This window comes from Sphingomonas sandaracina, assembly GCF_036663695.1.
Classification (GTDB): Bacteria; Pseudomonadota; Alphaproteobacteria; order Sphingomonadales; family Sphingomonadaceae; genus Sphingomonas.
Window position 1 is genome coordinate 695,598 of the sequence record NZ_JAXOJK010000003.1, and the last position, 25,690, is coordinate 721,287.

Sequence of the window (25,690 nt, forward strand, 5' to 3'; positions counted from 1 at the left end):
GTCGTTTCAAACCACAAAAACCGTGTCAGTCGATCGCGTTCTTGATCCCCTTGCCGACAAGCAGCCCGAGCACGAGGAAGATCACGAACAACGCGATCGCAACGAAGAACAGGATCTTCGCGATACCGATAAAGGCGCCGCCGATGCCGCCGAAGCCGAGCAGCGCAAGCACCAGGCCGATGACGAGGAAAGTGATCGCGAGTTTCAGCATGTCGGCCTCCGAACAGGATGGAAGCTCCACTAACCGGTCGAGCCGCGGTTGGTTCCAGTATCGTAACGATGCGTCCGGCTGCGCCGCCTACACCAGTCGCAAGGCGCCAAGCGCGAGGACGATACCGGTTATCAGGAAAAGCGCGCCGATCGCGATGCGCAGCGGCTTCAGCGGCAATCGGCGCCACGCGGTCTCGCCCATCACCGCGGCGGGCACGATCACCACGAGCGAACCGAGCGTCACGCCAATCGCGGCGAGCGCCGGGATGGGGGAGCGCGCCGCGAGGGCGAGGGCGATAAACTGAAGGCCATCGCCGAACGCGAGGATGAACAGCCCGAGAAACGCGGTCGCGACCGCGCCGATCTGCCACCGGTCGAGCCGCTCGGGCATTTTGGCGGGGAAAAACGCGCCACCACCCTGCAGCAGCAAGGCGAGCGCGAGCAGCAGTTGCCTGGCGTTGGGCGCCAGCTTCGGACCGATCACCATGCCGAGTGCCGCCGCCACGCTGCTCGCGGCGAGGATCGCCAGCGCCGCCATGGCGATGACGAGGCCCGGCCGACGCAGGCGGTCCGACAGGATCGCGGCGAGCCAGGCGGTCCGATCGCCGACCTGCGCCAGCGCGGCGGCAACCAACGCCGCCATGAGTGCGTCCATGCGCTATCCGGCCAGTCGGACCGAGCAGGCGGCGGCAAAGGCGTGACAGGCCTGCAGGTCCTGCCGTTCGCAGCCCACCGCATCGCGCAGGATGCCGAGCCAGCCATGGACCAGCGCGCCGTGCTCGCCGCGGGACAGCGCCGAATCGACGAAATGCGCGACCGTAACGGCGGGGTTGAGGCCGTTGCTATGGGCAATGATGCGTATCGCATCGATCTCAGTGGCGATGTCGCATGGCCGGGCATAGGGTGCGCGGACGTCGATCGCCGCGATTCGCGCGGCGAGATCGGCCTTCACGGCGATCATATCGTCGATTCGCCCGACCGCTTGCACCGATGCGTTCCGCACTGCCTGCCCCATGATCCCGCCTCCTGTTCTCTGCATGGACGTTGCGCCCGTGGTGGTAAAGGCGCAGTTAAATGCGCTACTGGCCGTCATATCGCGTGGCAAAGCTTGACTTCGCGCCGGGGGTCCGCCATGCGCCGCGCTTGATCGAGCGGCGGCATCAGTTCGCCGCTTTCGCATTTTCAAGCCATAGGAATTTGGGCTCATGGCCAAGCCGACCACCGTCAAGATTAAGCTTCTCAGCACCGCTGACACCGGCTTCTTCTACGTCACCAAGAAGAATCCCCGTACGAAGACGGAGAAGCTCTCCTTCTCGAAGTACGATCCCGTCGTGCGCAAGCATGTCGAGTTCAAGGAAGCCAAGATCAAGTAATCCGGTCGGCGGTGCAAACCGCCGATAGATTGCGACGATTCGAAAAGCCGCGGGCAACCCCCGCGGCTTTTGGCGTTTGCGAAACGCGTTCAACCGAGTACCGCGCTCCCCCCTCCCTTTCGTCCTGAGTAGCCGTCGAGTAGTCGCCGCAGGCGGCGTATCGAGACGGCGTATCGAAGGACAGGTTGGCGCGTGGAACCCATGCTTCGATACGAGCCCTCGATACGCTCCTCACGGAGCTACTCGGTCTCTACTCAGCACGAACGGAAGTTGGGTTAGGCAGCGGATCACGGATTGAGACGCCGTGACGGGGAAGGGTAAAGAACGTTTATAGGCTCGCGAGCCCCCCTCAGTTCACCCGCCTCAGATCAACGCCCCGACCGCATCCATGAACCGCGCCAGACTGATCGGCTTCGACACGTACGCGTCCGCGCCCGCCGCCCGGATCCGCTCCTCGTCCTCGCGCCCGGCATAGGCCGTCACCGCCATCACCGGGATCGCCTTCAGATCGTCGTCCGCCTTCAGCTCGAGGATGATCTCGTAGCCGGTGACGTGCGGCATCTGGATGTCCATGATGATCAGGTCGGGCATGAAGTCACGCGCGCGCGCCACCGCGTCGCGGCCGTCGCGGACCGGTTCGACGGCGAACTGATGCGCGCGCAACAGGTCGCAGAATAGTTTGAGGTTCAGTTCGTTGTCCTCGACAACGAGCACCTTCTTTGTCACCGCCGCACCTTATTAGGAAAGAGGGCACGATAGGCAATGCGCGACCGCGATTCAAACGAAGACGCCGAAGCGCTCGCCCTGCGCGCGCTGGTATGGACGCTGGTCGAGCCCGACCGCGCGATGCGGCTGTTGTCGGTGACCGGCCTGGAGCCGCACGATCTGCGCGCACGGGCAAGCGACCCGACCGTGCTGTCGGCGGCGCTCGGCTTCCTCGAAAACCATGAGCCGGACCTGATTGCCTGCGCCGAATCGCTTGGCGTGAAGCCCGAGGCGCTGGTCCGCGCGCACGCCAGACTGGACCACGGGGAGTTCGACGCATGAAGCCGTTGCTGATCAGCGATTGCGACGAAGTGCTGCTGCACATGGTCAAGCATTTCGGCGTGTGGCTCGACGAGCGCCACGACATCGACTTCGCCATCCAGCACAGCGATTTCTCGACCGCGATGACCCGGCGCGATGGCGGACCGCCGCCATCGCGCGAGGACATGTGGGCGATGCTGTCCGAGTTCTTCCCCGCCGAGATGCACCGCCAGACCCTGGTGCCGCACGCGGTCGAGGCGCTGGAGCGGCTGGCGCAGGTGGCGGACATCGTCATCCTCACCAACCTCCAGGACGAATGCCGCCAGCCGCGAATCGAGCAGCTGGCGAAGTTCGGCATCGCCCACCGGGTCGAGTGCAACCAGGGCGGCAAGGGCACGCCGGTGTCGCGCCTGGTCGCGGAATATGGTTCGCCGGTCACGGTCTTCGTCGACGACCTCGCGGTGCATCACGAGTCGGTCGCAAGGCACGCGCCGGGGGTGCATCGGTTGCACATGGTCTCGGAGCCGACGCTGGCGGTGACCGTGCCGAAAGCGCCCGAGGCGCATGCCCGGATCGACGACTGGCGCGAGGCGGCGGACTGGATCGCCGCACGGTTCGAAGCGGGCGTGGCCGCGGACGCCTGAGCCGCCCCTTTCGCTCAAGGCGCATCGGTCCCCCCTCCCTGGAAAGGGAGGGGTTGGGGGTGGGTAGGCCGGCGTTGGTCTTGCGGGTTCCTCGCAATGCGGAAACCAACCCACCCCCAGCCCCTCCCTTCCAGGGAGGGGAGCAGGGGGGGGCGATCGACGGGCTGGGTCGGCGAGTCACTTGACCCATCCCCCACCCCTGTGGTGATACCGCCCCCATGACCGATCGTATCGACCGCAAGCTCGAAGAGCTGGGCCTCAACCTCCCGCAGGCTGCCGCACCCGTGGCGTCCTACGTCCCGACCGTGCTGGCGAACGGCATGCTCCACATCTCGGGCCAGTTGCCGTTCAAGGACGGCACCTTGGTCACCGGCCGCGTCGGAGACGGCGTCTCGCTCGAAGACGCGCAGGAAGCCGCCAAGCTCTGCGCGCTCATGCTCGTCGCGCAGATGAAGGCGGCACTCGGCACGCTCGGTCGGGTCGAGCGGATCGTGAAGCTCGGCGTGTTCGTCAATTCGACCGGCGATTTCACCGACCAGCCCAAGGTCGCGAACGGCGCCTCCGACCTGATGGTCGCGCTGTTCGGCGATGCCGGCAAGCACGCGCGCTCGGCGGTCGGCGTTCCCGTCCTTCCGCTCGGCGCCGCGGTCGAGATCGATGCGATCGTGCAGGTTTCCGCCTGACCTCCTTGGAGGCGCGCCCGCGCGTCTCTACCTAGGCGTCAATGAACGCCGTCACCGCCCGCATCGCCCAAGGCGTCACCTCGATCGTGGCCGAGGATTGGGACGCCTGCGCCGGCACAGCCAACCCGTTCGTCGGCCACGCCTTCCTGTCCGCCCTCGAAACCTCGAAGAGCGTCGGCGGCCGCTCGGGCTGGCAGGCGCTGCCGATCGTGGTCGACGGCCCCGACGGCAAGCCCGCCGCGATCGCGCCGGCCTATGCCAAGAGCCACAGCCAAGGCGAATACGTGTTCGATCAAGGCTGGGCCGACGCATGGGAGCGGGCAGGCGGGCAATATTACCCCAAGCTCCAGATCGCCGCGCCGTTCAGCCCGGTGCCCGGCCCACGTCTCCTGCTCCGCGACCGCGACCAAGCCCCCGCGCTGATCGCCGCGCTCGAGGCGGTGACCGACCAGAGCGGGCTGTCCTCCGCCCACGCCACCTTCATCGACCCCGACGAAGTGACGCTGTTCGAGGCGGCAGGCTGGCTGATCCGCCAGGGCACGCAGTTCCATTGGCAGAACGACGGCTACGCCAGCTTCGACGATTTCCTCGCGGTGCTCGCCAGTCGCAAGCGAAAGGCCATCCGCAAGGAACGCGCCGCCGCCGTCGAAGGCCTGACGATCCGCCACCTCACCGGCGCCGACATCACGCCTGCGCATTGGGATGCGTTCTGGGTGTTCTACCAGGACACCGGCGCCCGCAAATGGGGTCAACCGTACCTGACGCGCAGCTTCTTCGACCGGATCGGCAAGACGATGGGCGACCAGGTCCTGCTGATCCTCGCCGAGCGCGATGGCGTGGCCGTGGCCGGCGCGCTCAACCTGATCGGCGAACACACGCTCTACGGTCGCTATTGGGGCGCGACCGAGGAGGTGCCGTTCCTCCATTTCGAACTCTGCTATTACCAGGCGATCGACGCCGCCATCGCGCGCGGCCTGCAGACCGTTGAGGCGGGCGCACAGGGCGAACACAAGCTCGCGCGCGGCTATGCCCCGGTCGCGACATACTCGGCGCACTATATTCCCGACCCGAGCTTCCGCCGTGCGATCGCCGACTATCTCGTCCGCGAGCGCGAAGCCGTCGCCGAGCAGCAGGAGTATCTCGGCGAGCTTACTCCGTTCCGGCGGGGCGAGCAGCCGACGGGGGCGAAGCGGTCCGGTTGACCCGGTACAGCAGGCTGGTGCCGTCGCGCCGGATCAGCGTCAGGTCGCGGACCAGCGCGGGATCGAACTTCGGCGGGTGGATCAGCCACACGTAATCGAACGCATCGCGCGGAAACTTCTCCAGCGCCATCGAGATCGGCCGCCAGAACTGACCACGGCAGCGGATGTCGCTGACCACCTCGGACGGATCATGCGCAAAGCCCTTGGCCGCCGCATAGTTCGTGGTCAGCAACTGTGCACCGGCCATCGACCATTGATCGTTGGTATAGGCGAGGCGCCGCTCCAGCAGCAGCGCCGGCACATGTTCGAGCCGCGAATACGCCCAGTCGTCACGGCACCGCCGCCCGACGAACGACACCACGCGAGACCGCTCCGGGACCGTATCGATCGCCGCGATCGCCTGGTCGTAACTGCGGTCGTACATCAGGTAGCTGACCGTCGTCCCCGCCAGCCGCACGCCGAAGAACGCGAACCCCAGTACCGCCAGCACCGCCGCACCGCGGAGCGACAATCCATGCCGCGGCCTTAGCGCGATCACCGCGATCGCCAGCACGAACGGCGCGAGCCGCATGTCCGCATAGGCCGACCCGAACACGATCCGCGGCAACAGCACGTACACCGCCGCAAGGAACAGCGCCGACAGCCCCAGATTGCGCGAATATTCGATCGTCTGGTCGCGCACGCCGCGGAACAGGATCACGAACAGCACTGTGACCGAGGCGATGTCGAACGCCATCCACCGATCGCGCAGGACCATCGTGATCCAGTTCATCTTCCAGCGCCAGTTGAACCAGTCCTGCGTCTTGCCGCCGACATGATCGCCCGATCGCCACACCACCATCATCACCATCGGCAACGCGAGCGGCAGGCAGTTGAGCCCCGCCTGGATGCACGCCCTGAACCAGCCATGCGCCCAGCTCTTGGGATCGCTGTCGCGGCGGATATCATGCTGGCGGATAAGCTCGGCAGAGAACGCCAGCACGCCCAGCACGCCCCAGCCGAACGTGTGGCATAGCCACAACAGGCACGAGACCGGAATGAAGATCGCCGCGCGCAGCCGCGTCCGCTTGAGCCGCCCCATCCGCAGCCACAGCGCGAACAGGTTGAGCGCCAGCGCCATCGCCAGCGCGAAATTCACGAACCCGAACTGGAACGGATAGCTGTAGGCAAGCGGCAGCGCGAACAACGCGGTCGCCGGGATTCGCCCATGCACCTCGCGCGCGATCCACAGCAGCCCCGTCACGGTCAGCGCCGGGATCGCCATCACGATCAGCTTCACCGCCAGCTGCAACCCGAAGATCGGCGCCAGCGGCTCGATCAACAGGTCGATGCCGAGGTTGCCGATCATCTGCCAGCGAAAGTTATACCATTGCGAAAGCCAGGGATTATCGCCGATCGCCAGTTGGACGCGGTAGCGCCCCATATGCCCCGGCAGGTCAACCAGCGGCGGGATCTCCGGCCACAGCAACGGTATGATCGACGCCAGCGCGACCGCCACGACGAAGCCACGCGTCTGCCACCAGTTCAGCCGCCCCGTCATGCCGTCGTCCACTCATTCCCCACTACTGCAACGTCGCTATCGGATGCGATAGAGGTGTAGTCTTGCCCCACGCAAGGGGAGACGTACGAAGCCCACCGGAGGGCGGCCGGTTTGCAGCATCGTCGCAAGGCTGTCCGGATAGCTGTGGGTCACGTCGATCTCGGAAAAATCTCCCGGGCAGAAAGCGACATAGGTCACGTTCCACGCCCGCGCGATCGCCGCGCTGCGATCGGGGCGGCTGAGAAAATAGCGGTACATCGCCATGTTGCCACGGTTGTTGCGGTGGTAGCCGGCGCCGACCGTCGACAGATGCGTCGCGCCGATGAGGTAGGACGCCATGTTCGTCGGCGCCATCACGACGCCCGCCGGATAGCGATCGACCTGCTCCCATGCATCGCCCGTATTGCACAAGATCTGTGGGGTCGTTGCGGCGGGAATGCGGACGCCGGGATTGCGGACACGCACCGCCACCACGGGGGCTTCGGCATAGGTTATGCCCGCGGACGCCAGCCAGGCCGCGATCAGAGCGGGTGTCTGCCATGTCGATCGGCGCCGCGCCGCCAGGATCAGCCCGGCCAGCACGGGGGCGACCATCGGCGCGCCGATATAGGTCCCCCGCGCTTGCGACAGCGTGACAAGCGCCGAGACGAGGATCACGCCGACGACCGGCATGGCCCGAGCCCATGTTTCGGGGGCGCGTGCGACCATCCAGACGGATACGATACAGCCGACGAGCAACAGTCCGCCGATCGACAAGGTTCGCGCCGCCGACGCCTGCGCGAAGATGCTGTTGGCTTCGTCGATATGCGGCAGGAAGGCGGCCCGCAGGAACGGATCGACCAGGCCATAAGGCCCGCTCAGGCATACCGGATAGGCGGCCAGCGTTCCGCCCAGTGCAATTACGCCGGCCACGCTGCCGACGAACAGCCGCGATCGCCAACCGGACAGCCATGGCGTCGCATAGGCCAGCATACCCAGCGCCGCGGCGACCGCCAGCGTGCCGGTCGCAGACGCCGGCGTGAAGGCATCGCACAGCTCGACCGACCAATAGGTCGGGCGCATCGCGACCACGGAGACGCCGGTCATCCCTCCGAGTGCCGCCGCGAACCCCGCCAGACGCCGCCGTTCGTCCTGTCCGTTCACGACCCAGAACACTGCGATCGTACCGACCAGCATGGCGACCTGCGGGACGGTCTCCAGGCCGATGACCAGGCTCACGGCGACGGCCAACCCCGCCAGGATGCCACTGGCGATCGTTGGTCGATGCATCAGTGCGAGAACCGTCGCTTCGATGACGACGATCTGGAGCGCGTGATGATCGATCCGTCCCGGAATGAACAACGTGATGCCCGGATAGGCGAGCGCCGCCAGGATCGCCGCGACGATACCGGCCTGGTCACCCCATAGACGTCGTGCGATCCTCGCCGACAGGGCTATGTTGAACGCGAACAGCACCGCCGGGTAGAGTATGACGGCGGCGATCTCCGCACCGTGGCGCCCGATCAGCGGGGTCGCCGCCACAATGATGCCGGCGATACCGAAATCGTTCAATCGCGACCAGTGCATGGGCGTGCCGAACGGGGGCGCCATCCGGTACTGCGTCCAGTCGTTGAGCGCCTGGCCGTTCACCCAGTCGCGGACCTGCGCCAGTCGCATCATGTCGTCGGCATCGGGCAGGATCAGCCGCCCGATCCGGGACCAGTCGGTGATCGTCCAGCAAATCGACAAGAGCGTCGCCAGAACCAGCGCGACGATCACGTCGATGCGAACCGTGCTTCGTCGAGTATTGGTGGCGACGACGTCGATCGGCGGGTTTTGCATGCGATATCCTATGTCGAACCGGGCCGGCTTAACGATGAATAGTTAACCCTCTTTTTAGCGTTCGGTCCGTAAGCCTTCAGGCAAGGGAGGATCATCCATGCCGACAGTGCTGGCCTATCAGTCGCCGATCGTCGAACGCGAACCGTCAGGGATCAAGGCTGAGGATGCGGTCGAACTGTCGATCGTCATGCCCTGCCTCAACGAAGCGGAGACGCTGGCACTCTGCATCCGCAAGGCGCAGGCATTCCTGCGGTCGAGCGGAATCGTCGGCGAGGTGGTGATCGCCGACAACGGATCGACCGACGGCTCGCGCCAGATCGCCAACGCGATGGGCGCCCGGCTCGTCGGCGTCGAGGCGCGCGGATACGGCGCAGCTCTCTTGGGGGGTATCGCTGCCGCGCGCGGTCGGTTCGTCATCATGGGCGATGCCGACGACAGCTATGATTTTCTTGCGCTGATGCCGTTCGTGACGGCGCTGCGCGAGGGGGGCGAGCTCGTGATGGGCAATCGCTTCCAGGGCGGCATCGCACGCGGTGCCATGCCGCCGCTGCACCGTTATCTCGGCAATCCCGTCCTAAGCTTTCTCGGTCGTCGCCTGTTCAACGCGCGGATCGGCGATTTCCATTGCGGGCTTCGCGGCTTCCGGCGCGATTCTGTACTCGGTCTGGGCTTGCGGTCGCCCGGCATGGAGTTCGCCAGCGAGATGATCGTCAAGGCGGTCATGCATCGTCTCGACGTGCGGCAGGTGTCGACGACTTTGGCGTGCGACGGACGCAGTCGCCCACCGCATCTGCGCACCTGGCGCGACGGCTGGCGGCATCTCCGGTTCCTGTTGACCTACGCCCCGCGGTACTTGTTCGTCTATCCCGGCTTGGTCGGCGTAACCGCAGGGGGGGCGGGCGTCGCCGCGCTGGCTACCGGCGGCATTGAGCTTGCGGGTGTCGAACTCAGCGCGACAACGATGCTGTTCGCGGCGATGGCCACGTTGCTCGGCAGCCAGTTGATCGGTTTCGGTGTGCTTGCGCGGCTGTACGGTGTCGCTAGCCGACTATGGCCGACCAGCCCGCGGGTAGAACAATTCCGTCGATATTTCAGCGTGGAACGAGGCTGCATCCTGGGAGGTGCGCTGCTGTTACTCGGGCTCGCCGGCAGTCTCGCCCTCCTGCTGCAATGGGGTCGCACCGGTTTCGGCCCGATGGAACCGGTTCACATGATGCGGGCCGCAATCCCCGCGATGCTGGCTAGCGTGCTTGGCTTGCAGACGATGTTCACCAGCTTCCTGATCGGGTTGATCGATACGCGACCCGATCTGTGACGGTTTGGCGGGCATGAAAAAGGGAGAATACGGTTGCCGTATTCTCCCTTTTTCATGCCCGCCAAACCGCGCTTCGGTTCAGCGCGACAGCACCGTGACGAAATGCAGCCCGCGATCGAATACCCACGAGAAGGGGCGCGGGTACAGCGACAGCCGGTTCGCGAACCTGCTGACGCCGAGGTCGAGCGTCCGCCAGATGCTGTTCCATTCCTTGCGCGACAGATAGTTGTACGGCAACCGGACGCCGTGGGCGGCATTGCCGACCCAGTCCATGAAGCGCAGCGTGGTGTTCGCCGCGATGCCGTCACGCAGATGATCCTTGATGATCACCATCGGCGCGATCCGCGCAATCTCGGCGAGCACGGCCTCGGGATCGTCGGTATGATGCAACACGTCAACGACGATCGCCGCGTCGAACGCGTTGTCCGCAAACGGGATATGCGCGCCGTCGAACGCATGGACCGGGATCGCCGTGTTGGGACGGACCAGCACATCGATTCCCTCGATCGTGACGTCTGGCCGCGTCTGCATGATCAGTACGGCCAGGTCGCCGCTGCCGCATCCGACATCAAGCACTCGCGCGTCGGCGGGCAGCCGTTCGGCGATCACGGCGGCCAGACGTCGAACCCGACGGCCGAACACCAACTTGTCATGAACCGCAGCCAGCACGTCAATTCTCCCGAATCAGAAGAACGACCTTGCCTTTCTAGTCCATGATATTTGGTTAACGCGCAATGATCGCCGGATCAGGTGATGGCCTTACCGGTCGCGCCGCCCCAGCAACCGCAGGCGCAACGCGTTCAGCTTGATGAAGCCTTCCGCGTCGCGCTGGTCATAGGCGCCCTGATCGTCCTCGAACGTCACGACCTTCTCCGAATACAGCGAATTGGGCGACTTGCGGCCCACCACGTACACGCCGCCCTTGTAGAGCTTCAGCCGGACCGTGCCCGACACCTTCAGTTGGCTGTGGTCGATCGCCGCCTGGAGCATCTCGCGCTCGGGGCTGAACCAGAAGCCGTTGTACAGCAGCTCGGCATACCGCGGTGCCAGCTCGTCCTTCAGATGCGCCGCGCCACGATCCAGCGTCAGCTGCTCGATGCCGCGGTGTGCGAGCTGATAGATCGTGCCGCCGGGGGTTTCGTACATGCCGCGGCTCTTCATGCCGACGAAGCGGTTCTCGACCAGGTCGAGGCGGCCGATCCCGTGACGGCGGCCATACTCGTTCAGCGTCGACAGCAAAGTCGCCGGGCTCATGCCCTCGCCGTTGATCGCCACGCCGTCGCCGCGCTCGAAATCGATCGTGATGTATTCCGGGACGTCAGGCGCGTCCTCGGGATTCACGGTGCGCGAATAGACATAGTCGGGGACCTCGTCCCACGGATCTTCGAGCACCTTACCCTCGGACGACGTGTGCAGCATGTTGGCATCGGTCGAGAAGGGAGACTCGCCGCGCTTGTCCTTGCTGACCGGGATCTGGTGCTGTTCGGCGAACTCGATCAGCTTGGTGCGGCTGGTGAGATCCCACTCGCGCCACGGCGCGATCACCTTGATGTCGGGCGACAGCGCGTAATAGCCGAGCTCGAAGCGAACCTGATCGTTGCCCTTGCCGGTCGCGCCGTGGCTGACCGCGTCGGCGCCGACCATCTTGGCGATCTCGATCTGGCGCTTGGCGATCAGCGGCCGCGCGATCGAGGTGCCGAGCAGGTACAGCCCCTCGTACAGAGCGTTCGATCGCATCATCGGGAACACGTAGTCGCGCACGAACTCCTCGCGCAGGTCGTCGACGAAGATGTGCTCGGGCTTCACGCCCATCATCTCGGCCTTGGCGCGCGCCGGCTCGAGCTCCTCGCCCTGGCCGAGATCGGCGGTGAAGGTCACGACTTCGCACTTATACGTCTGCTGAAGCCATTTCAGGATCACGCTAGTGTCCAGCCCACCGGAATAGGCGAGCACGACGCGATTGATTCCGGTGATTCCAGCGCCGCCGGCGGGATTGATCTGATCGGTCACGGGCATGTCCTTCGGGCAGTATCCAATGCCCGCGCCCCTATGCGGTAGGCGGCCTGCATGCAACCGGCCCCTGAGACTACCCCCCTAAAACTCCCCCGGTGAAACTCCCCCCGTGAAACTCCCGCGTTCATGGCGCGTACAACCGGTCCGCGCTACCCGCGCCGCAAATTCACTGGAGTACTTCGATCGTGCTACGCCAAACGCTGACCCTCATCGCTCTTGCCGGCCTCGCGACCCCTGCGCTCGCGCAGGAAACCCGCGCCTCCGCGTCGGCTAAGTTCAAGAAGGAGTTCGCCGTGTCGGACACCAACAAAGACGGCGTGCTTACGCGGGCCGAGGTGCAGGCGCGGATCGGCAACATGAAGGTCGGGGCAGGGCGTCCGGACCCGGTCCACGCCCGGCGCCTCGCCGACCTCTGGTTCACGAGCGCCGACAAGAACAAGGACGGCAAGGTCACGCAAGCCGAGGCGCAGGCGTTGCTCGCCGAGACCTTCGCAAAATACGACGCGAACAAGGACGGCAAGATCGGCGGCGACGAGCGCGCTGCGGCCAAGGCCGAGGTGCAGGGACATCGTTGAGCCACGCCAGATTCCCCTCCCTGGAAGGGAGGGGATTAGGTCACCCCTCGCGCAACGCCCGCTCGCGTTCGATCATGTAGTCGCGTGTCAACGGCAACGTCATCCGACTCTTCGACAGCTGGATCTGGTAATTGACCATGCCACCGGTGCGGAACGCCGCCGCCGCGCCGGCCAGGTAGAAGGTCCACATCCGGTAGAACCGCTCGTCGTACAGCGCGACGACCGCGTCCTTCGCCGCCACCGTCCGGTCGTACCATTGGTCGATCGTCAGCGCGTAATGGACGCGCAGCACCTCGATATCGGTCGGGAAGAACTTCAGCCCCTCATACCCGCGCACGATCTCCGACAGCGCCGGATTATAGCCGCCGGGGAAGATGTACTTGGTCGTGAACGTATCGGTCACGCCAGGCCCGCCCATCCGGCCGATCGTGTGGAGCAACATCACGCCCTCTTCGGTCAGCAGGTCGCGGCACTTGCGGAAGAACGCCTTGTACTGCGGCGGGCCGACATGCTCGAACATCCCGACCGACACGATCCGGTCGAACGTCCCGGTCAGCGCCCGGTAATCGATCAGTTCGAACTTCACCTTTTCGGCGACCCCGGCCTCTTCGGCGCGGCGGCGCGCGACCTTCAGCTGCTCCTCGCTCAGCGTCACGCCGAGCACCTCCGCCCCGGTCTTCGCATGCAGGTACAGCGCCATCCCGCCCCAGCCGCAGCCGATATCGAGCACCCGCATCCCCGGCTCGATCGCCAGCTTGGCGGCGATATGCGCCTTCTTGTCGCCCTGCGCCTGCTCGAGGCTGTTGCCCGGATCGGTGAAGTACGCGCAGCTATATTGCCGGTCCGCGTCCAGGAACAGATCGTACAGCCGGTCCGACAGATCGTAATGATGTGCGACGTTCTTCTTCGACCGGCGCGCCATGTTCACCCGGTCGACGCGGTGGACGATCGTGTCGAGCAGCTTGATCGGCAGCGACGGATTGAGCCCGCCGCCCCGCTCCCACGGACTGTTGCCCTTGAGCAGATTGACCAGATCGCGAATGTCGCCGCGCTCGATCACGAGGCGCCCGTCCATGAACGCCTCCGCCGCGCCCAGCGCCGGGTGGCGGACGATCGCGCCGGCGACACCGGGCTTGGTCAGGCGGATCGTGACGGGGTTATAAGCCGGGTCGGGCTTGCCGAAATGCTTGGTCGTGCCGTCGGCATGGATGAGCGTGAGTTCGCCGGTTTTCACCTGCCGGGCCAGGAAACGATCGAAAAGTGCCATGGTGGGTTAGCTAATGACTGGTACGGAAATGCGCTAGCCCTCGCGCCGGCTCAGATCCCGGCGTACCAGTCATAATCTACATTATCTTCCCAGTATCCGCCCTTGCCCTTGCCGATCCCGGCGAGGCTCTCGACCGCATCGATCGCCATGACGTATTTGGCGTGCTTGTAGCCGAGCTGCCGTTCGACGCGCAGCCGGACGGGGGCGCCGTGCGCGACGTCCAGCACCTGGTCGTTGAGCGCCCAGGCGAGGATGGTTTGCGGGTGGAAGGCGTCGACCAGGTCGACCGACTCGTAATAGGGCGCGCCGCCGTAGAGATCGGCGCAGGTGAAGACGATATAGCGCGCCGTGTCGCGGATCTTCGCGGCGGTCAGCAGCGCGCCGAGCTTCGGCCCCTGCCATTTGCCGATCGCGCTCCAACCTTCGACGCAATCGTGCCGCGTGATCTGCGCACGCGACGGCATCCGACGGAGTTGCGACAGCGAAAGCGACAGCGGACGATCGACCAGCCCGCCGACCGTGAGTCGGTAGTCCGCGAAATTATTGGCGACCATCGCGCTATACGCAGCCGTCCCCGGATCGCGCGTGCCGTTCGACCGGAAGATCGGCGACATCTGCGCTGGGCTGAACTCGGGCACCAGCGCGTTGCGGTTGGTCAGCGCGCGTTGCAGCCCCCGGTTCATATCCTCGCCCATGAACAGGATCTTCCGCGCCTCTGGGTTCGCGGCGATCTTGTCGCAGCCGGTCAGCAGCGCGCCTGCACCGATCGTCGCGCCGACGACTACCGAGCGGCGGGTAATCAGCGAACTCATGCGACGTCCTCCTCGGCGTGGGCGGGTACTGCCCAGCGCCCGGTAATCATCGACCGCACCTCGTTCCACGTCCCCGCGAGGATCACCAGCGCGAGATGCGCGATGCTGAACAGCACGAGGCCCGTGGCCGCGATGAAGTGGATCGAGCGCGCCGACTGCCGTCCGCCGAACACCTCCAGCAGCCACGGCCACGCCGCATCCATGTTGGGCGACATGGCGAGCCCGGTCAGGATCATCACCGGGATCAACACGAAGATCGTTGCCACGTACGACAGCTTCTGCAGGATATTATAGGCGGACGGCCGCTCGGGATCGTGAAAGCGGAAGGCCAGATGGCCCTTCACGTCATGCGCAAGCGCGCGCGGCGTAAGCTCGGCGGCACGGACGCGAAGGTCGCGCTGGAAATGCTTGTTGATCAGGCTGACGATCATGAACCCGAGCAGCGCGAAGCTGAGCACGAGCGCGAACAGCAGATGCCAGCGCCGCGAGATGGCAAGGTTGTAGCTCACCGGGATCGTCAGCAGGTTGAGCAGCGACACCAGCCAGGTCGGCCACTGGTCGAGCGTCGTCCACGCGGTATCGAAATTCGCACCGTAGCGCCCCCAATACAGCCGCGGATGCGCTTTCAGGATGCCGATCCCGCTGCCGATCATGATGAACATCGCCACCACCGTCACCCAGTGCCAAACGCGCGTCGCCAGCCGGTGGCGCTTGATGATAAGGGGCGCGGGTACGATTGGGGCGGGATCGTTCATGCTTGGTCTTCGCTCTAGGGCAATCAACAGGTTACATAGCAGGAACGCAGCGCATGACCGAATGGCATTCTTATGAGCCCGCGAACGGCCACGGCCTTCCGCACGATCCGCTCAACGCGATCGTCGCCCCGCGCCCGATCGGCTGGGTCAGCACGGTGTCCAGGGACGGCGTGGCGAACCTAGCGCCCTATTCGTTCTTCAACCTGTTCAACTATTCCCCGCCGCTGATCGGCTTTTCGTCGATGGGCTGGAAGGACAGCGTCGCCAATATCGAGGCGACCGGCGAGTTCGTCTGGAACCTGGTCACGCGCGATCTCGGCGACGCGATGAACACGACCGCGGCCAACGTGGCTGCCGACGTCGACGAGTTCGCGCTCGCCGGGCTTGAGATGGCGGCGTCGACCAAGGTAAAGCCGCCGCGCGTTGCCGCCTCCCGCGCGCAGTTCGAGTGCAAGCTGACGCAGCTGATCCGGCTGGAAACGAAGGAAGGCCGCGAACTCGACCAGTGGCTGGTGCTCGGCGAAGCGGTCGCGATCCACATCGACCCGGCGATGCTCGAGGACGGCGTGTACCAGACGGCCCGCGCGCAACCGATCCTGCGTGGCGGCGGCCCGGCGGATTACTTCGCGATAACCGAGGATGCGCTGTTCAAGATGCGCCGACCGGGCTGACACCTCGATCTGCCCCCAAATTCGTCATCCCAGCGTAAGCTAGATATCCCTGTAACGACGCGCGCGCCCCGCCGCACGAGACCCCAGCTTCCGCTGGGGTGGCGGGCAATCAAGTTTGGGTGGCGATCAAATAGCCGTACGCCCTCCAGAAGAACACGATCGTCGTCGCGATCGTCACCAACAGCGTCCACACCCGGATCACGCGCGGCGACAAAACCAGGCCGAGCTTCGCCCCGAAATGCCCGCCGACGATCCCGCCGATCAGCATCGGCACGCACAGCGCCCACACCACCATGCCCATCGCGATGAAGATGATCGTCGCGGCAAGGTTGGCGACCGCCAGCATCAACGTCCGCGGCGGCGCGAGCGTCGCAGGCGTTGCGCCCGACAGCAATCCCCAGGCCGCGGTCAGCATCAGCCCGACGCCACCGCCAAAATAACCGCCATAGATGCCGAGCAACGCCTGCACCGCGACCAGCGACTTCGGCCCGATCTCGACCCGCGCGCGCAGCCACAGCGATGCGCGCGTGCCGAACGCGATCGCCAGCGTCGCGAACAGCAACAGCCACGGCACGATGACGTCGAACGCGCTGGCCGGCGTCGCCACCAGCAACAGGCTGCCGACCAGCCCACCGACGAAGGTGACCCCCGCCATCGTCTTCATGCCGACGCCGGAAATCGGCCCGAGCCCATGCCGATATGCCCATGCGCTCGCCATCGCGCCCGGCTGGAGCGAGACGTTGCTCGTCGCGTTCGCGAAGGTCGAGGGCACGCCGAGCCCGATCAGAGTCGGCATCGTCGCGAAGCTGCCGCCGCCCGCCAAGGCGTTCATCGCACCGCCGAGAACGCCGGCTCCCGTCGCCAGCGCAATCGCACTCCACTCAAGCAAAAGCGGTCGTTTCGGCGTTCGCATCGTCGGGGGCGGGGGCGGGGGCGGGGGCGGGGGCAGCCGCTTCGCGATCCAGTTGCGCGCGGCTCTTCTTCTCGGATGCGGTCTTCAGCTGTCCACACGCCGCATCGATGTCGCGCCCGCGCGGCGTCCGCACCGGTGCCGAGATGCCTGCTGCGAACACGATGCTGGAGAACGACTTGATCCGCTCCGGCGTCGAACACTCATAGGCCGCACCCGGCCACGGGTTGAACGGAATGAGGTTCACCTTCGCCGGCAGCTCGTATTTCCGCAGCAGCCGCACCAGCTCGCGCGCGTCGTCGTCGGAGTCGTTCTTGTCCTTCAACATCACATATTCGAACGTGATGCGCCGGGCGTTGTTGGTGCCGGGATAGTCCGCGCACGCCTGCAACAATTCCTCGATGCCGTATTTGCGGTTGAGCGGCACGATCTCGTCGCGCACTTCCTTGGTCACTGCGTGCAGCGACACGGCTAGGTTCACGCCGATCTCGGCCCCCGCGCGCGCCATCATCGGCACCACGCCCGACGTCGATAACGTGATCCGGCGGCGGCTAAGCGCGAGGCCAGCGCCGTCCATCACCAGCTTCAACGCATCGCGGACGTTCTCGAAATTATAGAGCGGCTCGCCCATCCCCATCATCACGATGTTGGTGAGCATCCGCCCCTCGGGCTGGCTCGGCCATTCGCCCAGCGAATCGCGTGCGAGCATCACCTGGCCGACGATCTCGGCCGGGGTCAGGTTGCGTACCAGACGCATCGTGCCGGTGTGGCAGAAGGTGCAGTTGAGCGTGCAGCCGACCTGGCTCGACACGCACAGCGTGCCGCGATCCGCGTCGGGGATGAACACCATCTCGTAATCCTGCGCGTCATCCGACCGCAGCAGCCATTTCCGCGTGCCGTCGGTCGACACCTGCGCCTCGACCACGTTCGGCCGGCCGATCACGAAGCGCTGCTCCAGCCACGGGTGCATCGTCTTCGAGATGTCGGTCATCGCCGAAAACTCGGTCGCACCGCGATTGTAGATCCAGTGCCACAGCTGCTTGGCGCGCAGCTTGGCCTGCTTCTCCTCGAGCTGCGACGTCTCCAACGCCATCCGCAGATCGGCGAGCGACAGCCCGAGCAGGTCGATCCGCCCATCGCTGCGCGGCACGAAGCTGCGGGGAACGGGCACGGGATCGATGTGCCCAGGGATAGGCATGAGGTTCGCGGCAGTCTGCATGCGGGCGCCCATAGCGGATTTCTGCTGTTTTTTCTACTGGCTGCGGGAAGCGGGAAGAAGTCTGTCCGTCCGATCCAGGCCTTCACCAAGAAGGCCACCACCCCGGCGAAGGCCGGGGCCCAATTGGGGGGCGACAATAATGACGCTCAGCCCGTCGTCACGACCACCCCGGCGAAGGCCGGGGCCCAATTGGAAAGGTGCTCGTAACGGAGGACCTCGCTTCATCATGCCCGTCCCCCAATTGGGCCCCGGCCTTCGCCGGGGTGGTGAAAAGCGTGCGAGGAGCGGTCAGCTACACGCCAGCACAGCCGCATCGATTGCCGTGGCCGCCCCCGACAGCGCATACACATCCGCAAACGGCCGCCCACCGACCCCCACCGCCTCCACGCTCATGCTCCGTCCCGACCGCATCGCCGCGACGATCGCCCGGTCACTCGGCGCATCGCTGGCCCAGGCATCCAGCCCGTTCGCCACCAACACGAATCGTCGCTCCCCGACGGTCAGCGTAACCCCCGCAGACCGATCCCGCTCACGACTGAGCCGCACATACAGCGACGCTCGCAAACCCCGCTTCGGCCACGTCGCCACGCTGGCAAACCCGGAAGCGCGCCCCCCCGCCATCACCGGCCGCGCGATCGCAAAACAGCGCGGCGGGGTCGCATCACGAAACGCTCCCCAACCCTTGTAGATGCCGATCGTGTCCCGCGCCGCCGCGGGAGCAGCGATCGCTAGCGCCCCCACCGCCAACACCAAACGCAACACAACCCCCCTCCCTGAAAGGGAGGGGCAGGGGGTGGGTCGGCCAGCTTGAGTCCCAACGGTTCGACCATGCGGAAGCCGACCCACCCCCAACCCCTCCCTTCCAGGGGGGGGAGCAGAAGTCCGCAGCCTGAAAGTAAGACCTCCGACCCAACCGAAGCTCACGCCGGCGCGAACCCCGTCCCCAGATGCGGCACGGTGGCCTGCCCGTTCTCCACCAGCGTGACCGACCCTTGCGGCAACCCCTTTGCAACCGGCGCACCCAGCACGGGATCGACCGCCGCGCCGGTCATCACCCCCAGCATCACCCGGCTCGAAACCCCGTGCATGATCACCAGCCGATCACCGGCATCCGCCGCGGTATCCGCTAGCCACCCGCCGACCCGCACGGCGATCTGCGCATAGGTCTCGCCGTCGGGCGAGGGCTTCAGCATCCCGCCCGGCAGCATCACCGGCCCCACTTCGTCGATCACGTCTGCATAATAGCGCCCGCCCCAGGACCCCATGTCGATCTCGACCAGCCGAGGATCGGTTCGCGCGCCGTGCCAGTCCAGCTCCAGATGCTCGCAGATCACCGCCAGCGTCTGCAACGCGCGGCCCGTCGGCGACGCCCACAAGGTCAGCGCCGGCTTCACCCCCAGCACCCCGCGCAACGCACGCCCAAGCTCGTCCGCCTGCGCGAAACCTGCGCGTGTCAGCGGCGTATGCGCGGCGTCGCCCTGCAACCGGTGCGCCGCGTTGAAGACGGTTTCGCCGTGCCGCGCGACGAAATCGCGCCCCTGTCGCGAGGGCGGAGTACCGGTTGGGCGGGCGTCCGCTTCACCCTGCCGTTGGCTTGGAGTCATGGCCCGCATTTCAACCCCCTGTGGCGCAAAAGCAACGGATTTCCGCGTTTATCTGGGGTTCATGCAACGCCGCGCGCGCTGGTCCATTGGAGCGATCCATCCCGCGTTTGCCTATCTTGGCAGGGGTGTGACGAAGACATCAATGGAGTAACCCAATGCGTAAGCTTATCGCCGTCTCGCTGCTCGCCACCACCGCTGTAGCCGCCCCCGCCCTCGCACAGACCAACCCGACCTTCACCGGCCCCCGCGTCGAGGGCACGCTCGGCTACGACCACACCGGCGCCGGCAGCAGCGTGTCGAACAACAACGGGCGCGACGACCAGAAGATCAGCGGCCTGCTGTATGGCGGCGGCATCGGCTACGACATCGCGACCTCGGACAACGTCGTGCTCGGCGCCGAAGCCGAACTGACCGGCTCGACCGCGAAGAGCGACCGCAACGATTTCACCAGCGACTTCGGCTATGGCCGCGTCAAGCAGGGCCGCGACATCTATGTCGGCGCGCGCGCAGGCTATGTCGTCGCCCCGACGACGATGCTCTACGTCAAGGGCGGCTACACCAATTCGAAGCTTAACGTCCTGGCCGGCGACACCAGCCAGACCACCGACAACAACTTCAAGCTCAACGGCTGGCGCGTCGGTGCGGGCGCCGAGCACGCCGTCGGCCCGAACAGCTATGCCAAGCTCGAATATCGCTATTCGAACTATGAGCGCGGCAACATCGATTACGCGACCGGCGGCACGAGTGGTCGATTCGACGTCGACACCGATCGTCACCAGGTCGTCGCAAGCTACGGCTTCCGCTTCTGATCGCGCTTTAACGCGACGTTTACCGTCATCAAAGAAGGGTCGGGGCGCTTGCTCCGACCCTTTGTTGTTGGGTAAGCCATCTGCGGATTGCCCCCAGCCCCGAGTCCGGCTGCGGTGGCGGGGGGAATTTTGATGAAGGCGACGATCGAACGCGCAACGCTCCTCAAGGGGCTGAGCCATGTCCAGTCCGTGGTGGAGCGGCGCAACACCATCCCCATCCTGTCGAACGTGCTGATCGAGGCGACCGCCGAAGGCACGCTCAAGCTGATGGCGACCGACCTTGATCTCCAGATCAACGAATCGATCGCAGCCGCAGTCGACCAGCCCGGCGCGACCACCGTGTCCGCGCACACGTTGTTCGACATCGCGCGCAAGCTCCCCGAGGGTAGCCAAGTCCAGCTCGCCGCGTCGGAAGGCCGGATGAGCATCGTCGCAGGCCGCGCCCGCTTCTCGCTCGGCACGCTGCCGCGCGACGATTTCCCGGTGATCGCGGAAGGCGAACTGCCGACCCAGTTCGAGCTGCCCGCCGAGACGCTCAAGCAGATCATCGACAAGACGCGCTTCGCGATTTCGACCGAAGAGACGCGCTATTACCTCAACGGCATCTTCCTCCACGTCGCCGACGGCGACAGCTCGAACCCGGTGCTGAAGGCCGCCGCGACCGACGGCCATCGCCTCGCGCGTGTGACGTTGCCGCGTCCCGAGGGTGCCGAATCGATGCCCGACGTGATCGTGCCGCGCAAATGCATCGGCGAGTTGCGCAAACTGCTCGACGAGGTCGACGGTTCGGTCGGCGTCTCGCTGTCGCCGACTAAGATCCGCTTCGACCTCGGCCAGGCGATCCTGACCTCGAAGCTGATCGACGGCACGTTCCCGGATTACAGCCGCGTGATCCCGACCGGCAACGACAAGATCCTGAAGATCGACCCCAAGAGCTTCATGGAAGGCGTCGACCGCGTCTCCACCATCGCGACGGAGAAAACGCGCGCCGTAAAAATGGCGCTCGACCGCGACAAGATCACATTGTCGGTGACTTCGCCCGAAAACGGCACCGCGGCGGAGGAAGTCCCCGGCGACTACGTTGCGCTCCCGTTCGAGATTGGCTTCAACAGCCGCTACCTGATGGACATTCTAGCGCAGATCGACGGCGACATGGTCGAGGTACACCTCGCCGACGCCGCCGCCCCGACGCTGATTCGCGAGAACGACAAGTCGCCCGCGCTGTACGTGCTTATGCCGATGCGGGTGTGAGTTGATTGCTGATCGTCTCGCTCGTGACTAAGTTGGTTATCCAACTGGTCAGGAGCGAGTCGTGGAGGCTTTCAAGCTTGCGGATGCCAAGGCGCATCTGAGCGAACTCGTCAGCCGCGCCGAGGCTGGCGAGACGCTGGAGATTACGCGACGCGGTCGACCCGTCGCGCGACTCGTGCCGGTGGAGAGCCCACGGCCAGTGATCGATTGGGAGGCCCTCCGCCAGGTTCGCGCTGGGGCCGCTGCCGATGATACGACCACGGTCGAGGAATTGCGCCGACAGAACCTCCTTTGATGATCTATTGCGACGCATCGTTGATCGTCGCGCTGTTCGTCGAAGAAACACGCAGCGATCTTGCCGCAGCCTGGATCGAACGCCAACGGCAGGACGATCTCGTTATCAGCCGCTGGGTCGCGACCGAGGTTGCTAGCGCCTTTGCAATGAAGCACCGAATGGGTGTGCTCTCGCGCGATCGACGTGACGTTGCAGCTGAGGCGTGGCGCCGGACCGCGCTAGGTCTGGCGATCGTCGAAGTCGAAGCTGCCGATTTCGATCGTGCCGCGACGCTGGTTGATGCCGGATCGCGGGGCTTGCGCGCCAGTGACGCACTGCATGTGGCGATTGCACAACGTCGAAGCTTCGCGCTCGCCACGCTCGACAAAGGCATGATCGAGGGTGCTCGCGCCGTCGACGTCATGATCGCGGCCATCGGTGATACTTGACGCCCAACCCGTGCCGCCATACTAACAGCAATGTCAGTAAGGAGTCGACTCGATGGCGAAGCTTCCTCCGTTTCCCGGTACGACCGGTCGTCGCGATTGGCGTACGGCGTTCGATGCGATCAAGAAATTGCTCGCGAACGGCGACGACACCACGCAGGTGTTCCGGATCATGCGCGCGCTGAACGTCGGCAATGCGCCGATGAACTATGCGCGGCTGATCGCTTCCGAGCAGGGCGGGCGGATCGCCTATGACCGGGTCGAACTGGCGCAGCGTTTCTCCGACCCCACGTTCGTCGCGAGCTTTGCGCCGGGCACGGTCGGGGCGGCGTATCGCACTTTCCTCGAGACGACGGGCTATTCGGCGGACGGGCTGGTCGAGGTTTCGCGGCTCGAGCCAAGCGAGGACGATATGGCGCATCCGTACGCGTGGTTTGGCCGGCGGGTGCGCGATACGCACGACATCTGGCACGTGCTCACCGGCTACAAGGCGGACGAGAGCATGGGCGAGGCGGCGCTCGTTGCGTTCAGTTACGCGCAGGTCGGCGGGCTCGGCTGGGCGCTGATCGGCTCGGCGGCGGCGCTAAAGAGCATGCGCGTCACCGGCAGCAAGCTGTTCGCGAAGGCGGTCTGGGAAGGCTATCGCAACGGGCGGAAAGCGAAGTGGGTGTCTGGCGAGGATTATCTCGAGCTGCTCCACGAACCGCTGGATGCCGCGCGCCAACGGCTCGGCATCGTCACGCCGGTCGCGTATCTGCGGGCGCAGCGCGAACTCGGACCGGCGCTCGCATCGTATCTCAGCACGCAGAAGGCGGCGACCGCAGTGGCGGCACCCGCAATCGCGCCGGAGCGGATCGCCGCCTGACGCGATGCGCGATAGAGGACTGGGCGCGTCGCTAGCGCGGCTGTGATGGGATCGGTCCCTTACCCCGTTCGTGCTGAGCGAAGTCGAAGCACCGGTGCTTGGGTCACGCCCTCCGGCGTCGCTCGGGCTATACGGGAAAAGGGCGATGCAATCGGTTTCGAAACTGCTCTAAGGCCGAGGCAATGCTCTCGCGCCTCGTCCTCACCGATTTCCGCAACCACGCCGACCTGACGCTGACGCCGGGACCAGGGTTCGTCGTGCTGACCGGCGAGAACGGTGCGGGCAAGACGAATATCCTGGAGGCGGTGTCGCTGCTAGCGCCCGGCCGCGGATTGCGGAGGGCTGCGCTCGGCGAGATGGCGCGGCAAGGCGGGGCAGGCGGCTTCGGCGTCGCCGCCACGCTTTCCCCCTCCCGCCTGCGGGAGGGGTTAGGGGAGGGCGCGACGTACGTACTGGCGTCCGCTCGCGAGGAAAACGCGCCCCTCCCCCAACCCCTCCCGCAAGCGGAAGGGGAGTTAGAAGAGGAGCAGGACGCACCCGCAGCCGGCGAAGTCGACGTCGCAACCGGCACGCTCGCCTCCGCCCCGGAACGCCGCATCGTTCGCATCCAGGGCGCCACCACCACCGCCAACGCGCTCGCCGAGTGGCTTACGATCCTCTGGCTCACGCCCGCGATGGACCGCCTCTTCGTCGCCCCCGCCGGCGAACGTCGCGGCTTTCTCGACCGCCTCACGTTGGCACTCGCCCCGAGCCACGCCCACCACGCCGCCCGCTACGACGCCGCGATGCGCGCGCGAAACCGCCTGCTCGCCGACGAAGGCCGCCCCGACGGCGACTGGCTTTCCGCGCTCGAAGCGCAGATGGCCGAGCACGGCGCCGCTGTCGACGCGGCCCGACGCGAGACCGTCAGCCTGCTTGGGGCGAGGCTCGCGCACCAGAACGACAGCCCATTCCCTCGCGCCGGCCTGACACTTGAAGGCTGGGCCGGCGACACCAATCGCCTCCAAGCCGAACTAGCGCAGGGCCGCGCCCGCGATGCCGCGGCCGGGCGCACGCTCAGCGGACCCCACCGCGTCGACCTGATCGTCACCCATCTCGACAAGGCACGCGCCGCGTCGCTCGCGTCCACCGGCGAACAGAAGGCGCTTCTCCTCGGCATCGTCCTCGCGCACGCCGACCTCGTCGCCGAACGCACCGGGCAGCCCCCCGTGCTGCTCCTGGACGAGGTCGCCGCGCACCTCGATCCCGCCCGTCGCGCGGCGCTGTTCGTTCGGCTCACAGGGCGCGGGCAGGTGTGGATGACCGGCACCGAAGACGCGCTGTTCGACGCGATCGGCGCGCAGGCGACACGGATCGCGGTCGGGCGTTAGCCTGAACGCGCCCTGTCGATCGGACTCACGGCGCGTTCAACTGGGCGCGGGCAAACCTCCGTCCATCGAAGACACGGAGAGATCGTAATGACCCGGAATTTGACGCGCGCTGCCCTTGGCGTATTGATGGTCGCAGCAACCACCGCCCCCGTTTTCGCGCAAGCCCGTGACGGCGGACGCCCGGAGGGCCGCTACGACATGAGCCGTGCCCCCTGGTCGCGCCCGGGCTATCGTCTCGAAGGCGCAGGCGTGCCGGTGCTCTTCCCCGAACTGCGCAATACGCCGCGCGGCCGCGCGTTCGTGATGCCGAACTTCGACGCGAACGGCGACGGCCGGATCAGCCGCCGGGAAGCCGACGATGCCAACCGCGAATTCGCGCGTATTGCAGGCCCCCGTCGCGACCGGTTCGACTGGGACGCCTATGGTCGCGATCCGAGCGGCTATCGTGGCAACCGCGGCGGCACGGTGGTCGAGACCGTGACCACATGGGACCGCGGCGCGATGCGCAACTACGGCTTTCGGCAGACGCCTCGTGGTGCCACGCTGACGCTGCAGGAGGACGTGCTGTTCCGCACGGACAGCGACGTCCTGCGTCCCGGCGCCATCGAGAAGCTGCGGCCGCTCGCCCGCTATTTGCGCGGCAACCCCGGCGTCCGTGTCGCGATCGACGGCTTCACGGATTCGCGCGGTACGGACGCGCATAACCAGGACCTATCGGAGCGGCGTGCGGCGAGCGTTCGCCAGGCCTTTGACGACATGGACGTCGTCCGCGCCCGCTTCAGCGTGGTCGGCCACGGGGAGAACCAGCCGGTCGCAACCAACGCGACGGCCGCCGGCATGCGCCTCAACCGCCGCGTCGAGGTGACGCTGCTCGGCCAGCGCGCCGATCGTTTCTAAGAACGGTCTCCCTCTCCCTCAGGGGAGAGGGAAGGGGCTCGCGGCGCTTGCCGTGGGAAGGGTGAGGGGGAGTGAGGTTCGGGACGCTAATCCCAACTGACCCTCACCCTCCCGTCGCCTATGGCTCCTCCTTCCCTC

30 protein-coding genes are annotated in these 25,690 nt (G+C 66.0%); 15 read left to right on the top strand and 15 right to left on the bottom strand.

Annotation, left to right across the window (positions count from 1 at the left end):
* Positions 1 to 25: 25 nt before the first annotated feature.
* From U1707_RS12665 to U1707_RS12675, 3 genes are all read right to left on the bottom strand, one after another.
* Positions 26 to 211 (bottom strand): DUF1328 family protein, encoded by a 186-nt coding sequence (locus U1707_RS12665; RefSeq protein ID WP_332800405.1) that lies wholly within the window; start codon positions 209 to 211, stop codon positions 26 to 28.
* A gap of 87 nt (positions 212 to 298) precedes the next feature.
* Positions 299 to 865 (bottom strand): TMEM165/GDT1 family protein, encoded by a 567-nt coding sequence (locus U1707_RS12670; protein ID WP_332800406.1) that lies wholly within the window; start codon positions 863 to 865, stop codon positions 299 to 301.
* 3 nt (positions 866 to 868) lie between these two features.
* Positions 869 to 1,249, bottom strand: a complete 381-nt coding sequence (locus tag U1707_RS12675; RefSeq protein WP_332800407.1) for a hypothetical protein — start codon at positions 1,247 to 1,249, stop codon at positions 869 to 871.
* A 166-nt stretch (positions 1,250 to 1,415) separates the two neighbouring features.
* Between U1707_RS12675 and rpmG the strand changes: the two genes are divergently transcribed.
* Entirely contained in the window at positions 1,416 to 1,583 is a 168-nt protein-coding gene (gene rpmG / locus U1707_RS12680) for a 50S ribosomal protein L33 (RefSeq protein ID WP_055881863.1), read from the top strand.
* 363 nt (positions 1,584 to 1,946) lie between these two features.
* Here rpmG and U1707_RS12685 read toward each other — a convergent pair whose 3' ends face one another.
* Positions 1,947 to 2,309 (bottom strand): response regulator, encoded by a 363-nt coding sequence (locus U1707_RS12685; RefSeq protein ID WP_332800408.1) that lies wholly within the window; start codon positions 2,307 to 2,309, stop codon positions 1,947 to 1,949.
* A 36-nt stretch (positions 2,310 to 2,345) separates the two neighbouring features.
* Here U1707_RS12685 and U1707_RS12690 point away from each other — a divergent pair, with 36 nt between their 5' ends.
* From U1707_RS12690 to U1707_RS12705, 4 genes are all read left to right on the top strand, one after another.
* On the top strand, positions 2,346 to 2,630 hold the full coding sequence (locus U1707_RS12690) for a DUF3572 domain-containing protein (protein WP_332800409.1): 285 nt from the start codon (positions 2,346 to 2,348) through the stop codon (positions 2,628 to 2,630).
* Positions 2,627 to 3,253 carry an HAD family hydrolase gene (locus tag U1707_RS12695; protein WP_332800410.1) on the top strand — a complete coding sequence of 209 codons (627 nt, stop codon included), beginning with the start codon at positions 2,627 to 2,629 and terminating at the stop codon, positions 3,251 to 3,253. The genes U1707_RS12690 and U1707_RS12695 overlap by 4 nt, the downstream gene beginning before the upstream one ends.
* Before the next feature lie 218 nt (positions 3,254 to 3,471).
* Positions 3,472 to 3,936, top strand: a complete 465-nt coding sequence (locus tag U1707_RS12700; RefSeq protein ID WP_332800411.1) for a RidA family protein — start codon at positions 3,472 to 3,474, stop codon at positions 3,934 to 3,936.
* A 41-nt stretch (positions 3,937 to 3,977) separates the two neighbouring features.
* Positions 3,978 to 5,138: a GNAT family N-acetyltransferase gene (locus tag U1707_RS12705; RefSeq protein WP_332800412.1), complete on the top strand. Its 1,161-nt coding sequence runs from the start codon at positions 3,978 to 3,980 to the stop codon at positions 5,136 to 5,138.
* On the opposite strand, the gene U1707_RS12710 is transcribed toward U1707_RS12705, so the two are convergent.
* Positions 5,086 to 6,678, bottom strand: a complete 1,593-nt coding sequence (locus U1707_RS12710; protein WP_332800413.1) for a hypothetical protein — start codon at positions 6,676 to 6,678, stop codon at positions 5,086 to 5,088. The two genes, U1707_RS12705 and U1707_RS12710, sit on opposite strands and share 53 nt — an antisense overlap.
* A gap of 36 nt (positions 6,679 to 6,714) precedes the next feature.
* Positions 6,715 to 8,499 carry a hypothetical protein gene (locus U1707_RS12715; RefSeq protein ID WP_332800414.1) on the bottom strand — a complete coding sequence of 595 codons (1,785 nt, stop codon included), beginning with the start codon at positions 8,497 to 8,499 and terminating at the stop codon, positions 6,715 to 6,717.
* A gap of 97 nt (positions 8,500 to 8,596) precedes the next feature.
* On the opposite strand from U1707_RS12715, the gene U1707_RS12720 reads away from it, so the two are divergent.
* Positions 8,597 to 9,814 carry a glycosyltransferase family 2 protein gene (locus tag U1707_RS12720; protein ID WP_332800415.1) on the top strand — a complete coding sequence of 406 codons (1,218 nt, stop codon included), beginning with the start codon at positions 8,597 to 8,599 and terminating at the stop codon, positions 9,812 to 9,814.
* Positions 9,815 to 9,892: 78 nt separating this feature from the next.
* Here the strand turns inward: U1707_RS12720 and U1707_RS12725 are convergent, their stop codons facing one another.
* Positions 9,893 to 10,483: a class I SAM-dependent methyltransferase gene (locus tag U1707_RS12725; RefSeq protein ID WP_332800416.1), complete on the bottom strand. Its 591-nt coding sequence runs from the start codon at positions 10,481 to 10,483 to the stop codon at positions 9,893 to 9,895.
* Between the two features lie 90 nt (positions 10,484 to 10,573).
* The gene (locus tag U1707_RS12730; protein WP_332800509.1) at positions 10,574 to 11,788 is read right to left on the bottom strand and encodes an argininosuccinate synthase; all 1,215 of its coding nucleotides are present in this window, start codon (positions 11,786 to 11,788) and stop codon (positions 10,574 to 10,576) included.
* A gap of 224 nt (positions 11,789 to 12,012) precedes the next feature.
* Between U1707_RS12730 and U1707_RS12735 the strand changes: the two genes are divergently transcribed.
* On the top strand, positions 12,013 to 12,402 hold the full coding sequence (locus U1707_RS12735) for an EF-hand domain-containing protein (protein WP_332800417.1): 390 nt from the start codon (positions 12,013 to 12,015) through the stop codon (positions 12,400 to 12,402).
* A 40-nt stretch (positions 12,403 to 12,442) separates the two neighbouring features.
* Here U1707_RS12735 and U1707_RS12740 read toward each other — a convergent pair whose 3' ends face one another.
* Genes U1707_RS12740 through U1707_RS12750 form a run of 3 tightly spaced genes read right to left on the bottom strand, consistent with a single transcriptional unit; the run spans position 12,443 to position 15,236 of the window.
* Positions 12,443 to 13,669, bottom strand: a complete 1,227-nt coding sequence (locus U1707_RS12740) for a class I SAM-dependent methyltransferase (RefSeq protein ID WP_332800418.1) — start codon at positions 13,667 to 13,669, stop codon at positions 12,443 to 12,445.
* A 50-nt stretch (positions 13,670 to 13,719) separates the two neighbouring features.
* On the bottom strand, positions 13,720 to 14,481 hold the full coding sequence (locus tag U1707_RS12745; protein ID WP_332800419.1) for a molybdopterin-dependent oxidoreductase: 762 nt from the start codon (positions 14,479 to 14,481) through the stop codon (positions 13,720 to 13,722).
* On the bottom strand, positions 14,478 to 15,236 hold the full coding sequence (locus U1707_RS12750; protein WP_332800420.1) for a cytochrome b/b6 domain-containing protein: 759 nt from the start codon (positions 15,234 to 15,236) through the stop codon (positions 14,478 to 14,480). Before U1707_RS12750 ends, U1707_RS12745 begins: the two co-directional genes overlap by 4 nt.
* Positions 15,237 to 15,289: 53 nt before the next feature.
* On the opposite strand from U1707_RS12750, the gene U1707_RS12755 reads away from it, so the two are divergent.
* A complete protein-coding gene (locus tag U1707_RS12755) occupies positions 15,290 to 15,907 on the top strand; it encodes a flavin reductase family protein (RefSeq protein WP_332800421.1) in 618 nt (205 codons plus the stop codon).
* Positions 15,908 to 16,016: 109 nt separating this feature from the next.
* On the opposite strand, the gene U1707_RS12760 is transcribed toward U1707_RS12755, so the two are convergent.
* The 4 genes from U1707_RS12760 to U1707_RS12775 form a co-directional block, all read right to left on the bottom strand.
* On the bottom strand, positions 16,017 to 16,796 hold the full coding sequence (locus tag U1707_RS12760) for a sulfite exporter TauE/SafE family protein (protein ID WP_332800422.1): 780 nt from the start codon (positions 16,794 to 16,796) through the stop codon (positions 16,017 to 16,019).
* Entirely contained in the window at positions 16,789 to 18,036 is a 1,248-nt protein-coding gene (gene rlmN, locus U1707_RS12765; protein WP_332800423.1) for a dual-specificity RNA methyltransferase RlmN, read from the bottom strand. The genes U1707_RS12760 and rlmN overlap by 8 nt, the downstream gene beginning before the upstream one ends.
* Positions 18,037 to 18,324: 288 nt before the next feature.
* Positions 18,325 to 18,798, bottom strand: coding sequence for an invasion associated locus B family protein (locus U1707_RS12770; RefSeq protein ID WP_443025693.1), 474 nt, complete (start codon positions 18,796 to 18,798; stop codon positions 18,325 to 18,327).
* Between the two features lie 158 nt (positions 18,799 to 18,956).
* A complete protein-coding gene (locus U1707_RS12775; protein WP_332800511.1) occupies positions 18,957 to 19,640 on the bottom strand; it encodes a histidine phosphatase family protein in 684 nt (227 codons plus the stop codon).
* Between the two features lie 155 nt (positions 19,641 to 19,795).
* On the opposite strand from U1707_RS12775, the gene U1707_RS12780 reads away from it, so the two are divergent.
* From U1707_RS12780 to U1707_RS12810, 7 genes are all read left to right on the top strand, one after another.
* The gene (locus U1707_RS12780) at positions 19,796 to 20,449 is read left to right on the top strand and encodes an outer membrane protein (RefSeq protein WP_332800424.1); all 654 of its coding nucleotides are present in this window, start codon (positions 19,796 to 19,798) and stop codon (positions 20,447 to 20,449) included.
* Between the two features lie 132 nt (positions 20,450 to 20,581).
* Positions 20,582 to 21,700, top strand: coding sequence for a DNA polymerase III subunit beta (gene dnaN / locus U1707_RS12785; protein ID WP_056017955.1), 1,119 nt, complete (start codon positions 20,582 to 20,584; stop codon positions 21,698 to 21,700).
* 61 nt (positions 21,701 to 21,761) lie between these two features.
* Positions 21,762 to 21,995 (top strand): type II toxin-antitoxin system Phd/YefM family antitoxin, encoded by a 234-nt coding sequence (locus U1707_RS12790; protein WP_332800425.1) that lies wholly within the window; start codon positions 21,762 to 21,764, stop codon positions 21,993 to 21,995.
* Positions 21,995 to 22,423 (top strand): type II toxin-antitoxin system VapC family toxin, encoded by a 429-nt coding sequence (locus tag U1707_RS12795; protein ID WP_332800512.1) that lies wholly within the window; start codon positions 21,995 to 21,997, stop codon positions 22,421 to 22,423. The genes U1707_RS12790 and U1707_RS12795 overlap by 1 nt, the downstream gene beginning before the upstream one ends.
* Before the next feature lie 52 nt (positions 22,424 to 22,475).
* Positions 22,476 to 23,285, top strand: coding sequence for a Coq4 family protein (locus U1707_RS12800; protein WP_332800426.1), 810 nt, complete (start codon positions 22,476 to 22,478; stop codon positions 23,283 to 23,285).
* Positions 23,286 to 23,467: 182 nt separating this feature from the next.
* Positions 23,468 to 24,655 (top strand): DNA replication/repair protein RecF, encoded by a 1,188-nt coding sequence (locus U1707_RS12805; protein ID WP_332800427.1) that lies wholly within the window; start codon positions 23,468 to 23,470, stop codon positions 24,653 to 24,655.
* Positions 24,656 to 24,742: 87 nt separating this feature from the next.
* Positions 24,743 to 25,552 carry an OmpA family protein gene (locus tag U1707_RS12810; RefSeq protein ID WP_332800428.1) on the top strand — a complete coding sequence of 270 codons (810 nt, stop codon included), beginning with the start codon at positions 24,743 to 24,745 and terminating at the stop codon, positions 25,550 to 25,552.
* The last annotated feature ends 138 nt before the right edge of the window (positions 25,553 to 25,690 follow it).

Bases quoted from the DNA above. Each gene is read 5' to 3' on its own strand.
- U1707_RS12745 (WP_332800419.1), bottom strand. From the start codon at position 14,481: ATGAGTTCGCTGATTACCCGCCGCTCGGTAGTCGTCGGCGCGACGATC.
- U1707_RS12715 (WP_332800414.1), bottom strand. From the start codon at position 8,499: ATGCAAAACCCGCCGATCGACGTCGTCGCCACCAATACTCGACGAAGC.
- U1707_RS12780 (WP_332800424.1), top strand. From the start codon at position 19,796: ATGCGTAAGCTTATCGCCGTCTCGCTGCTCGCCACCACCGCTGTAGCC.
- U1707_RS12750 (WP_332800420.1), bottom strand. From the start codon at position 15,236: ATGAACGATCCCGCCCCAATCGTACCCGCGCCCCTTATCATCAAGCGC.
- U1707_RS12805 (WP_332800427.1), top strand. From the start codon at position 23,468: ATGCTCTCGCGCCTCGTCCTCACCGATTTCCGCAACCACGCCGACCTG.
- U1707_RS12755 (WP_332800421.1), top strand. From the start codon at position 15,290: ATGACCGAATGGCATTCTTATGAGCCCGCGAACGGCCACGGCCTTCCG.
- U1707_RS12670 (WP_332800406.1), bottom strand. From the start codon at position 865: ATGGACGCACTCATGGCGGCGTTGGTTGCCGCCGCGCTGGCGCAGGTC.
- U1707_RS12775 (WP_332800511.1), bottom strand. From the start codon at position 19,640: ATGACTCCAAGCCAACGGCAGGGTGAAGCGGACGCCCGCCCAACCGGT.
- U1707_RS12710 (WP_332800413.1), bottom strand. From the start codon at position 6,678: ATGACGGGGCGGCTGAACTGGTGGCAGACGCGTGGCTTCGTCGTGGCG.
- U1707_RS12675 (WP_332800407.1), bottom strand. From the start codon at position 1,249: ATGCAGAGAACAGGAGGCGGGATCATGGGGCAGGCAGTGCGGAACGCA.
- dnaN (WP_056017955.1), top strand. From the start codon at position 20,582: ATGAAGGCGACGATCGAACGCGCAACGCTCCTCAAGGGGCTGAGCCAT.
- rpmG (WP_055881863.1), top strand. From the start codon at position 1,416: ATGGCCAAGCCGACCACCGTCAAGATTAAGCTTCTCAGCACCGCTGAC.
- rlmN (WP_332800423.1), bottom strand. From the start codon at position 18,036: ATGCAGACTGCCGCGAACCTCATGCCTATCCCTGGGCACATCGATCCC.
- U1707_RS12665 (WP_332800405.1), bottom strand. From the start codon at position 211: ATGCTGAAACTCGCGATCACTTTCCTCGTCATCGGCCTGGTGCTTGCG.
- U1707_RS12705 (WP_332800412.1), top strand. From the start codon at position 3,978: ATGAACGCCGTCACCGCCCGCATCGCCCAAGGCGTCACCTCGATCGTG.
- U1707_RS12795 (WP_332800512.1), top strand. From the start codon at position 21,995: ATGATCTATTGCGACGCATCGTTGATCGTCGCGCTGTTCGTCGAAGAA.
- U1707_RS12695 (WP_332800410.1), top strand. From the start codon at position 2,627: ATGAAGCCGTTGCTGATCAGCGATTGCGACGAAGTGCTGCTGCACATG.
- U1707_RS12740 (WP_332800418.1), bottom strand. From the start codon at position 13,669: ATGGCACTTTTCGATCGTTTCCTGGCCCGGCAGGTGAAAACCGGCGAA.
- U1707_RS12690 (WP_332800409.1), top strand. From the start codon at position 2,346: ATGCGCGACCGCGATTCAAACGAAGACGCCGAAGCGCTCGCCCTGCGC.
- U1707_RS12700 (WP_332800411.1), top strand. From the start codon at position 3,472: ATGACCGATCGTATCGACCGCAAGCTCGAAGAGCTGGGCCTCAACCTC.
- U1707_RS12800 (WP_332800426.1), top strand. From the start codon at position 22,476: ATGGCGAAGCTTCCTCCGTTTCCCGGTACGACCGGTCGTCGCGATTGG.
- U1707_RS12810 (WP_332800428.1), top strand. From the start codon at position 24,743: ATGACCCGGAATTTGACGCGCGCTGCCCTTGGCGTATTGATGGTCGCA.
- U1707_RS12720 (WP_332800415.1), top strand. From the start codon at position 8,597: ATGCCGACAGTGCTGGCCTATCAGTCGCCGATCGTCGAACGCGAACCG.